The 8,307-nt window shown below is 74.5% G+C and carries 8 protein-coding genes; 4 read left to right on the top strand and 4 right to left on the bottom strand.

Annotated elements, in window-relative coordinates; genetic code table 11:
- Positions 1–58: 58 nt before the first annotated feature.
- Entirely contained in the window at positions 59–553 is a 495-nt protein-coding gene (locus AF1_RS30525; protein ID WP_067807251.1) for a DUF3145 domain-containing protein, read from the bottom strand.
- Between the two features lie 241 nt (positions 554–794).
- Between AF1_RS30525 and AF1_RS30530 the strand changes: the two genes are divergently transcribed.
- The 4 genes from AF1_RS30530 to AF1_RS30545 all read left to right on the top strand — a co-directional run bounded on the left by AF1_RS30530 (position 795) and on the right by AF1_RS30545 (position 5,502).
- Complete coding sequence (locus AF1_RS30530; protein WP_067807254.1) at positions 795–1,955, top strand: S8 family peptidase; 1,161 nt, start codon at positions 795–797, stop codon at positions 1,953–1,955.
- Between the two features lie 78 nt (positions 1,956–2,033).
- Positions 2,034–2,558 (top strand): RNA polymerase sigma factor, encoded by a 525-nt coding sequence (locus tag AF1_RS30535; RefSeq protein WP_242608921.1) that lies wholly within the window; start codon positions 2,034–2,036, stop codon positions 2,556–2,558.
- Positions 2,555–3,004, top strand: a complete 450-nt coding sequence (locus AF1_RS30540) for a hypothetical protein (RefSeq protein ID WP_067807261.1) — start codon at positions 2,555–2,557, stop codon at positions 3,002–3,004. The genes AF1_RS30535 and AF1_RS30540 overlap by 4 nt, the downstream gene beginning before the upstream one ends.
- Positions 3,001–5,502 carry a CHAT domain-containing protein gene (locus AF1_RS30545; protein WP_242608920.1) on the top strand — a complete coding sequence of 834 codons (2,502 nt, stop codon included), beginning with the start codon at positions 3,001–3,003 and terminating at the stop codon, positions 5,500–5,502. The genes AF1_RS30540 and AF1_RS30545 overlap by 4 nt, the downstream gene beginning before the upstream one ends.
- Before the next feature lie 11 nt (positions 5,503–5,513).
- Here AF1_RS30545 and AF1_RS30550 read toward each other — a convergent pair whose 3' ends face one another.
- The 3 genes from AF1_RS30550 to AF1_RS30560 form a co-directional block, all read right to left on the bottom strand.
- Positions 5,514–6,341, bottom strand: a complete 828-nt coding sequence (locus AF1_RS30550) for a sulfurtransferase (RefSeq protein ID WP_067807264.1) — start codon at positions 6,339–6,341, stop codon at positions 5,514–5,516.
- 71 nt (positions 6,342–6,412) lie between these two features.
- Positions 6,413–7,525, bottom strand: a complete 1,113-nt coding sequence (locus tag AF1_RS30555; protein WP_067807273.1) for an alkaline phosphatase family protein — start codon at positions 7,523–7,525, stop codon at positions 6,413–6,415.
- A gap of 11 nt (positions 7,526–7,536) precedes the next feature.
- Positions 7,537–8,118, bottom strand: coding sequence for a DUF5998 family protein (locus tag AF1_RS30560; protein ID WP_067807268.1), 582 nt, complete (start codon positions 8,116–8,118; stop codon positions 7,537–7,539).
- Positions 8,119–8,307: the final 189 nt, after the last annotated feature.

The raw sequence follows: 8,307 nt of genomic DNA on the forward strand, positions 1-8,307 counted from the left end.
GTGCGGCCGCCGGCCCGCAGCGCGCTCGCGGGGGGCGGGCACGCTCCGGGCCGGCGGCTCAGACGGCGGCGTGGAGCCAGCGGACGGGGGCGCCGTCGCCGGCCCTGCGGAAGGGCTCCAGTTCGTTGTCCCACGGGGTGCCGAGGAGGCGTTCGAGCTCCTGATCCAGCGTGACCTTGCCGAGGGCGGCGTTGGCCATGGCGGAACGGAGCCGGTCCTCGGGGATCATGATGTCGCCGTTGGCTCCGATGACGCCGGAGAACACCCCGAGGGACGGGGTGAAGCTGAACCGGACGCCGTCGCTGCCGGGCGTCGGGTCCTCGGTGACCTCGAACCGCACGAGTTTCCAATTTCGCAGCGCGGAGGTGATGCCCGCGGCGGTGCCGGGCCTGCCCTCCCAATGAAGCTCCGCGCGCAACGTTCCCGGCGCGGCCGCCTGATCCGCCCATTCAAGGGAAACGGGCACGCCGAGAACACCTGCGGCGGCCCACTCGATGTGCGGGCTCAGCGCAGGCGGCGCAGAGTGGACGTAGAAGACGCCACGTGCGGTCACCGGACCTCCTGGATCTGTACCGAGGCTCGTCTTCCCCTACGGCCTCGTACGTCCCAAGTCGGCTTCCGCGTCCCTCATTGTGCATCATCGGCACGTCTCGCACCACCGGGAGACCACGGTTTATCGACCGCTTGACCATACGATGCGCGGCGGTCACCGGGGTTGAACGACAAGATAGGCGTTCACGGTCCCCTGCGAGGCAAAAGTGTCCGAGGCCGTGACCCGGCGAGAGCGAGGACAGATGTTAGATCAGCAGGCACGGCTGGAGCGGGTGCTGGCACGCCACCCGGACGCGACGGTGGTGGAGCCGCTGCCGGGACGGCCGGCACTGATCCGCCGGGACGAGATCCTGGTCACCGGGCCGGATGCCGGAGCCGCCGAGGACCTCGTCCGGCGCTGGTACGACTCGCGGCAGGACGGGTCCGGTGTCACGCGGATCCGGCTGCGCGCCCCCGCGAAGGTGGACGTGTGCGAACTCACGGCCCTGCTCGGCACGGGCGGGCGGCATCGCCGGCTGAACGCGGCGCCGAACCATCTCGTCCTCGGTCAGCCGATGTGGTGGAGCGGGCCCGCGGACCTGCCCCGCCCGGCGGCTCCCCTGCCCGCGCCGCGGGCCGCCGCGGCGCGCCGGGAGGTGACGGTCGCGATCCTGGACACGGGCCTGTCGCCGCACCCCTGGTACGCGGACGCCGGCTGGTACCGCGAGCAGCGCGACGAGGTCGCGGAGGTCCTGGACGCCGACCTGGACTTCGAACTGGACGCGCAGGCCGGCCACGGCACGTTCATCGCGGGCGTCGTGCTGACCCGGGCGCCGGCGGCGCGGCTGCGGGCCCGCCGGGTCATCGGCGGCGACGGGGTCGGCGACGAACTGGAGGTGATCCGGGCGCTGGAGTGGCTCGCGGAGTGGGGTCGCGCGGACATCGTGAACATCTCGCTCGGCTGCCACACCTACGACGACCGTCCCTCGCCGGTGCTCGCGCGGGCGGTCGCCGCGCTCGGCCGCCGGACGGTCGTGGTGGCGTGCGCGGGCAACGCGGCGACCGACCGCCCGTTCTGGCCCGCCGCGATGAAGCCGGTCGTCGGCGTCGCGGCGCTGGACGGCGATGACCGGGCCTGGTTCTCCAACCACGGCTGGTGGGTGGACGCGTGCGCGCAGGGTGTCGATGTGACCGGCACGTTCGTGTCGTTCGACGGCGTGCGACCGCCCGTGAACGGCATCGATCCCGACCTGTTCGAGGGGTTCGCGACATGGAGCGGGACGTCGTTCGCGGCGCCCGCGGTCGCGGGACGCATCGCCGCCCGCGCGGACGCGGACGGCGTCGACGCGGTCACGGCGGCCGACCGCGTGCTCGATCCGATCGCGCATCCCGTCCTCCCGGATCTGGGCGTGGTCGTCGATTAGCCGAAAACCACCGAACGTCAGCGTCCGATGGCTTAGAGTTAGCCGCCGATGGCGGGGGGCCTCGGGAGGAGGACTTCGGTGGCCCAAGGGGACGGAACGGACGAGCTGGTGGTCCGGGCACGCGAGGGCGACGGTGACGCGTGGGCCCGGCTGGTCGAGCGGCACAGCGCGCTGCTGTGGTCGATCGCCCGCTCACACGGATTGAACGAGGCCGACTCCGGTGACGTGGTGCAGACCACGTGGCTGCGGCTGGTGGAGCGGATCGACGGGCTGCGCGATCCGGCCGCGACCGGGTGCTGGCTGGCCACGACGGCGCGGAACGAGAGCCTGCGGCTGGTGCGGCGGCGCAGCCGCGACGTGCCGCTGGTGCCGGCGCCGCGGCGGCCGGAGCCCGGCCCCGACCGGGTGGTCGCGGCGCGTGAGCGGCTCGGCCGGGTCGGGGCCGCGCTGGACACGCTGCCGCACCGCTGCCGGACGCTGCTGCGGCTGTTCGCGCTGGCGCCGACGCACGCCGAACTCGCCGCCGCGCTCGGCATCCCGGTGGGCAGCGTCGCCCCGACCCGGGCGCGGTGCCTGGAGGCGCTGCGGAGGCTCGTCCCGTGAACGACGACGAGCTGATCTCCGGCGTCCGGGACGCGTTCGAGATCCTGGACCCGGTGCCGCCGGACGTGCTGGCGGCGGCGCGCGCGTCGATCGCGTGGCGGACGCCGTCCGCGACGCTGGCGGAACTGTCCCACGACCGGGCCGGGCGGACGGCGGCCGGGGTGCGCGGCGGGACGGGCCGGACGCTGACGTTCACCTGCCCCGGCTCGACCGTGGAGATCGAGGTCGCCGAGCAGGGCCGGCACCGGGAGATCACCGGGCGGCTCGTTCCGGCCGCGGCGGCGGTGGTCGAGGTCCGGCATCGGGACCTGCCGCCGGACGGGCTCACGTCGCGGGCCGGGCCCGCCGGGCTGTTCCGCGTTCTCCGCGTCCCGCAGGGCCCGGTCAGCCTGGTGTTCCGGCTGGAGGACGGCACGTCGATCGTCACGAGCTGGATCCGGCTGTGACCGGGCGGGACGAGCGTTCCCTGCTGCGGATGGCGGCGACGGACCCGGCGACCGCCTTCACCCGGGCGCTGCACCTGCTGGAGGACGGCGGCGGGGTCGTCGCGCTGCGGGTGGCCGGGCTGGCGGCCAAGGAACTGGGGCGGCTGGAGGAGGGCCTCGGTTTCCTGAACCGCGCCCTGGAACTGGCCGAGGGCTATGCGGCGGCCCAGGTGCGGATGAACCTCGTCGGCCTGCTCACCGCGCGCGGTGATGTCACCGGGGCGCTCACCCGTGCGCGGGAGGCGGAGACCGTTCTGCACGGTGCCGACGCAGACCGGCTGGCCGCGAACAAGGCATGCGCTCTGGCTCGCGCCGGGCGGCTGGACGAGGCACGCGAAGTGGCGGCGCACGCATTGCCTCGCCTACGCCAAGGCAACGAGCCGGTCGTTCTCAACGGCCTGCTCACCAACCTTGGTCTTGCGCTGGCCTTCCGTGGCGATTACGACGATGCCGAGGAGGCCCTGGCGGAGGCCGCTGACGTCGGTGAGGCCGCCGGGTTGCGTCATCAGACGGCCATGTCGAAGGGCAATCTGGCCTTTGTGGTGTCGCGGCGCGGGGACGTCCCGCGCGCGCTTCGGCTCTTCGCCGAGGCCGAACCCGGCCTGACCGGCGAGCGCCTGGCCCAGTGCCGGTTCGACCAGGCGGAGACCCTCATCATGGCCGGTCTGCCGGGTGAGGCACGTCCCGTCCTGACCGCCGCCTTGGAATCGGCCATGGCGAACGGGTACGCATGCGATGTCGCGGACGGTTTCCTCCTCCTCGCCCACGCCGAACTGGCCGACGGCAATCCCGAGCAGGCGACGGAGGCGGCCGAACACGCCCGCACCACGTTCGCCGCGCAGGAACGCACCGGATGGATGCTGTTGGCCGAGCATGTCCTGCTGAAGGCCAGGTGGGCCTGCGGTGAACGATCCGCCGTCCTGCTCAGTTCGGCCGTCGCCACGGCGGAACGGCTGGAAACCGGCGGCTGGCCGCATGCCGCCGACGAGGCGCGTATCGTCGCGGCCCGTGTCGCGCTGACCCTGGGCAGGCCGGCCGGGCACCTGCTGTCCGCCGTCGGACGTGCACGCGGCCCCGCGTACACCCAGATCGCCGCATGGCATGCCCTGGCCCTCGAACGCGCGGCACGTGACGACCGTGAGGGCGCGGTGGAGGCCGTCAGTTCCGGGCTCCAGGTGACCGAAGAGCACGCAGAGGTGCTCGGCGCGCTCGACCTGCGTGCGCGCGCGGCGGGATTCGCCTCCGAACTGGCCGGGTTCGGGCTCGGCCTGGCCGGTTCGGCGCGGGAACTGCTCGCCGTGGAGGAACGGCGGCGGGCGATCGCGCGTCCGGTCCGGGTCCGTCCGCCCCGGGATCTGGAGCGCGCCGCCGCGCTGGCCGCGCTCCGCGCCCTCAGCGCCGGCCACACGGCCGACACCGCGCAGGGCGGTGCGCCGTCCGCGCTCTCGGCGGACCTGGCGGAGTTGGAGGCACGGGTCCGCTCCCGGACGCGCCGCCGTCCGCCCGGCGCGTCCCCGCCCCGGCCCGCCGAGGCGGCCGAGCTCACCGCGGCACTCGGCGACCGCGCCCTCGTCGAGATGATCGCGATCGGTGGTGAGCTGCACGCCGTCACCGTCGCGGGCGGCCGGGCCGAACGCCGTCATCTCGGGGAATGCGGCTACATGGGCGAACAGACCGGCCTCCTCCGGTTCGCCGCCCGCCGCCTCGCCGAGACGGACGACCCACAGGCGCTCGCCGCCCTGGCCGACACGGCCGGGCGCCTCGACCACCTGCTGCTCGGTCCGCTGGGCCTCGGCGACCGCGAGCTCGTCATCGCCCCGACCGGCGCGCTGCACGGGTTGCCCTGGGCCGTATTCCCGTCGCTGTCCGGACGCCCGTTCACGATCGTCCCGTCCGCGGGCGCCTGGCTCCACGCCCGCGCGGCCGCTCCGCCGGACGGGCACACCGTTCTCGTGGCGGGCCCCGGCCTCGATCACGCCGAGCGCGAGATCGCCGCCCTGCACCGCCTCCACCCGCGGGCCGTCGTCCTGGACGGCGCCGACGCGCGCGCGGAACCCGTCCGGGACGCCCTCGACGGCGCGGCCCTCGCCCACATCGCCGCCCACGGCGAGTTCCGCGAGGGCAACGCGCTGTTCTCCCGGCTGCGCCTCACCGGCGGCCCGCTGATGGTGTACGACCTCGACGAGCTGACCGTCCCGCCGCACCTGATCGTCCTGTCCGCCTGCGACGTCGGCCGCGCCGACGAGGGCGACGCCGTCCTCGGCATGGCCGGCGCCCTGCTCGCCCTCGGCACCGCCACGGTGATCGCCAGCGTCACCCCCGTCCGGGACGAGGCGACGCCGGAGTTCATGTCCGCCTTCCACACCGCCGTCGCGTCCGGCCAGAGCCCGTCCCGGGCCCTCGCCGCACTCCCCCGCACCCCGGCGACGGCCGGTTTCCTGGCGATGGGTGCCGGCTGATGCCCCGCGGGTCAGCTCTCGCCGGTGGCTATCGGGTTGGACGGGTCGGTCACCCAGTTCGACCAGGAGCCGACATAGAGGGCGGCGGGGATGCCGGCGAGGTTCAGGGCGAGGATCTCGTGGGCGGCGGTGACACCGGAACCGCAGTAGGCGCCGACGTCGAGCGCGTCGGTGACGCCGAGCTTGGCGAAGCGCTCGCGCAGCAGCCCGGGCGGCAGGAAACGGCCGTCCACGCCGACGTTGCCGGACGTGGGAGCGTTCCGGGCCCCCGGAATGTGCCCGGCGACGGGGTCGATCGGCTCCTGCTCACCGCGGTACCGCTCGGCGGCACGGGCGTCGAGCAGGACGCCCGCCCGGGCCAGCTCTCCGGCGCCCTCCGCGTCCAGGACGGGAAGACGGCCGGGGTTCGCAATGAAATCACCCGGTTTCACCTCGGGTTCGGTGGTGCTCACCGGGTGGCCCGCCTCCGTCCAGGCCCGGTAGCCGCCGTCCAGGACACGGACCCGCTCGTGCCCGAAGTAACGCAGCGACCACCACACACGGGCCGCTGACGTGGAGTCGGCGTCGTCGTAGACCACGACCACGCCGTCCTGCGACACGCCGGCGCGGCGCATGGCCGACTCGAAGGCGACCGGATCGGGAAGGGGATGACGGCCGCCGGGACCGGGCGGCCCGGCCACGTCACGGTCGAGGTCCACGAAGGCGGCGCCGGGCAGGTGTCCCCTGCGGTAGGACTCGATCCCCGGCGGCCCCGCCAGATGCCATCGGACGTCCAGCAGGACCACGGGTGTCCGCCGCAGCAGCCGGTCCAACGCGGACACTTCGATGAGAGGGTGCACACGGCCAGTTTGACCGCCGGTGCCCGGATTAGGGAGAGGCGAATCCTGGTTCATCTCACATCCGCAGGGTGTCAGGGGCGGGACGTGGTGAGCAGCGGGACGAGCTGCTCGGCCGGCACGAGGGAGCCGTGCATGCCGACCATCCGGTCCAGCCACGGCTCACGTTCGGACGCGACGATCGCGAGGTCGGTGCGCGGGACGGCGATGACGTCGCCGATGCGGTCCGCCATCCCGTCGCCGAGGGGACCGAACCAGCCGTCCGCCACGGCCTTCTCGCGCGGGACGACCCAGGCCCGGTCGCCGAGGACGGCCGTCCAGGCGGCGAGCACGTCGTCGTGGGCGCCCGGTTCGCTGTAGACGTAGCGGCAGCGCGCGTCGCCGCCGAGGAGCGCCACGCCGTCCCGCAGCTCGGGGACGGTGTCGGCGTCCACCCGCTCGGACGGGTCGACCATGCCGTGGTCGGCCGTCACGTGCAGGGCGGATCCGGGCGGCAGGACGGCCGCGATCTGCTGGACGAGCATGTCCACGAACCGCAACTGGTGGCGCCAGTCGGCGGACCCGGTACCGAAGCGGTGCCCGGTCGCGTCGAGGTCGGCGTGGTACACGGTGACGTACGCGCGGTCGCCCCGGCGCAGCGCCATCTCGGCCCGCCCGACGAGCTGCCCGAGGCCGTCGGCGGCCAGGTAGTCGGCGCCGCGGGCGGTGGCGCGGCTCAGCCCGGAACGCTTGTACCGGCGCAGGGACACGTACCCGACCTCGACGCCGTCCGCCGCCGCCCGCTCGTACGCGGTCGGGACGGGCTGGAACACCGCCGGGTCGGGATCGTCGTCCTTCCAGTGCAGGCAGTTCAGCAGCCGGCCGGAGCCGGGGATCGCGACCTGCAGGCCCAGCAGCCCGTGCCCGCCGGGCGGCACGCCGGTGCCCAGCGAGGCGAGGCTGGTGACGGTCGTCGCCGGGAACCCGGCCGTGATCGGGCCGCCGTCCATCGCGTTCAGGTACGGCGCCTCGTCCGGGTGCGCCCTGAGCTGCTCCCAGCCGAGCCCGTCGACGAGCAGGACGCAGGCGCGCGGCAGGGCGGGCAGGCCCAGCACGTTCACCGCGTCCGGGACGCCCAGCGACGCCAGCACCGAGGGCGGCAGGTCGGCGAGCGCGCCCGTCCCGTACCGGGGGACGGGCGGCTCCATGGCGGGGGCGGTCACTGGGCGGTCGCGGCGGACAGTTCCTCGGCGAACGCCAGCACCTGGGCCACCGCGTCCGCCCCGTCCGCCGCCTCGCTGACCCGCAGCGACAGGTCGTCGGCCGTGACGCTGCCGGTGTAGCCGTGGTCGGCCTCGCAGTTCTCGTCGCCGCACGTCGCCGGCTCAAGGTCGATGTGGGCGATCGCGCCCCAGCCGATGGTCAGCACGACCTCGGTGGGCGGCACGCCCGGCACGTAGGACGCGGGGTCCGGGACGACCCGCGTCACCGCGACCGACTGGACGCGTTCCAGCTTGACGGCCTCGGTGGTGGTGGACGCGTGCGGCTGGGCCATCCCCTCTCCGGGCGGGTGCTCGTCGGTGTGGCACACCAGCAGCCGGGTCGCGGACAGCACGAGCACGGTCACATGCCGCCGCACCTCCATCGCGGGGTCGAACGTCGCCTCGTGGTGAACGACATAGGCGACGACACGCTCGTCGCCGACGGCCGACTCGACCGCGTCCGCGACCAGGGCCGGGTAGTAACCGCTGCGCTCGATCGCCGTGCGCAACCCGCTTGCGGTCGCTCGGGTTTCCCTCATGGCCCCATCCTGCCCTGTCGGGGGGCGGACGCGCACATGACCCGTCCATGCGGGCGGTCATTCGCGCGCGTGCGGGGTAGGGGACGGGCATGGACGAGCATCCCCTGCCGAGCCCGCCGCCGGTGCCGCCGCCCACCCCCGACCCGGCCCCGCCGCCGCAGCCGCCGGTGCCGCCGGAACCGCCTCCCG

The organism is Actinomadura formosensis NBRC 14204, assembly GCF_001552155.1.
Lineage (GTDB): Bacteria > Actinomycetota > Actinomycetes > Streptosporangiales > Streptosporangiaceae > Spirillospora > Spirillospora formosensis.